The sequence below is a fragment of the Paenibacillus sp. LC231 genome (genome assembly GCF_001860525.1).
Classification (GTDB): Bacteria; Bacillota; Bacilli; order Paenibacillales; family Paenibacillaceae; genus Paenibacillus_AQ.
This window is the reverse complement of sequence record NZ_JFOM01000041.1, coordinates 1-1753: the sequence shown is the minus strand read 5'-3', so window position 1 is coordinate 1753 and position 1753 is coordinate 1. Positions and strand designations below refer to the sequence as shown.

General features: G+C 47.1%; 1 protein-coding gene. It reads right to left on the bottom strand.

Annotated features, from left to right (window positions below; genetic code table 11):
• Nucleotides 1–367: 367 nt before the first annotated feature.
• Nucleotides 368–1633 (bottom strand): IS110 family RNA-guided transposase, encoded by a 1266-nt coding sequence (locus AK95_RS23465; protein ID WP_063477462.1) that lies wholly within the window; start codon nucleotides 1631–1633, stop codon nucleotides 368–370.
• Nucleotides 1634–1753: the final 120 nt, after the last annotated feature.

The window sequence follows — 1753 nt, the reverse complement described above, 5'->3', positions numbered from 1 at the left end:
CTCCCTCGAAGTGATTCAATTTCCTCACTCAAACTCATGAATTCGCAGGATTTCACCCTGAGCTAAACATGAAAGAAGAGAATCCAGGGGAGTCGGTGGCTGGGGACAGTAGAAAGGGCATGCGGGAACAAGGGTGTTGTGTCCAATACCCACTTTGTTCCATATCATGCACGTCTCCACTTTGCCCTAGTGATTCTCACTCCCATGTCTCAACGGGTCTTAGCCCTTTCATTCCTTCGTCACATCTAACTAAGGGGTGGAGGTCGGTCTTTCTAACGGAACGGGTCCGAGCCCTTTTGTTTAATATCTCCCGATACCTCGTGCTTCTTGTCATCCTGCGAATGCATGAGCTGGTGAGAAAAACTGCTTAAGCTGCTTGCGGAAACACTTTAGTCGAGTCGTAAGCTTCACTGCTTTTGGCCAGACCAACAAGCATACGGGCGACTTTACCGCACAATTTCATTATAGATTTCATTTTCTTGAGTTTTTTCACATCGACATTATGGTGGTGCAGGGCTCTAATATCCGGATTGGTCATGACCATGCACATCGTCATGAGATAGAGAAAACGTCGGAGACGAGGGCGGCCGCGTTTGCTAAGCGCCATTTTACCACGCCACTTTCCGGAACTGGCTTCAGTTAAATTGAGGCCGGCATGTCGTAATAAAGCATTTCCATGTACATAGCCGCTCAGATCTCCAGCTTCTCCTAGAATGCCAGCCAAGCTCGTTGCATTCAAACCCTGAATATCGAGCAGTTTCTGTGCATAGGGGATACGCCTCAAGATGAGATGAAGTTCATGCTCAATTTGTTCAAGTTGGCGCTGAGCCAAGTCATATTCCTCTAGTAGTTGACTCAGATGAAGCTTGTAGGCTTGGAGTGCCTGCGTGGCGCCAATGCTGCATTTTGCTAGTTCAATGAGCTGTTCCGCTCGTTTAACTCCAGCATGACGCTTTACATATTGTTTCCAACCGGTAAGAACCTCTTCTGTGGTTAATCTACTAATTTCCTCCGGTAAGGGAAAGAGTCTGAGCGTAGCAATAGAGCTGGTACAGGTAAGGGTTTTAAAGACCTGGCGCAGCTCAGGGAACACGATATCAACCCATCGATGAATTTGGTTAACAGCACTGTTGAGCCGTTTTGTAACCGTGTCTCGGTTAGCCATGAGAATTCGCAGTTCTTCGTAGGCTTCTGGATGAAAACGAACAGGGGAGTAGTACCCGTTTTTGACCATGTCTGCAATGACAAGAGCATCTTTGCGGTCACTTTTAGATGGCGAGTTGTCACGGTTCTCCTTATTCTTTTTAACGAGATGGGGATTAACGAGAACGGCTTCAATGCGCTGAGAAGAGAGCCAGCGCGCAAGATTCAGCCAGTAATGACCTGTAGGTTCCATGCCTATAATGACTTTGTTAAGCTTGTAGGTTTGGAGTAGATCCTGGATCCAGCGTCCAAATAGCTTGAAACCCTCAAGATGGTTACCGAATTCCAGCGGTGCACCTAAAGCAATCCCGCGAAAGCTGACGGCCCGGGCAACATGAGTATCTTGAGCAATGTCTACTCCGACGACCAGATGATGAGCGGTAATGTTTTCAATGAGTTGATTTTGCTTATCTTGTGCTTTAAACTTCATAGTAGAGCGACCTCCTGGATGGGCTTTTTGAGGCAATGACCTCGTGTGTAACCCCATCGTACCGAGGCGCTCGTTTTTGTTCAATCTCCAAAATATTCGTATTACAGGAATTCTAACGGG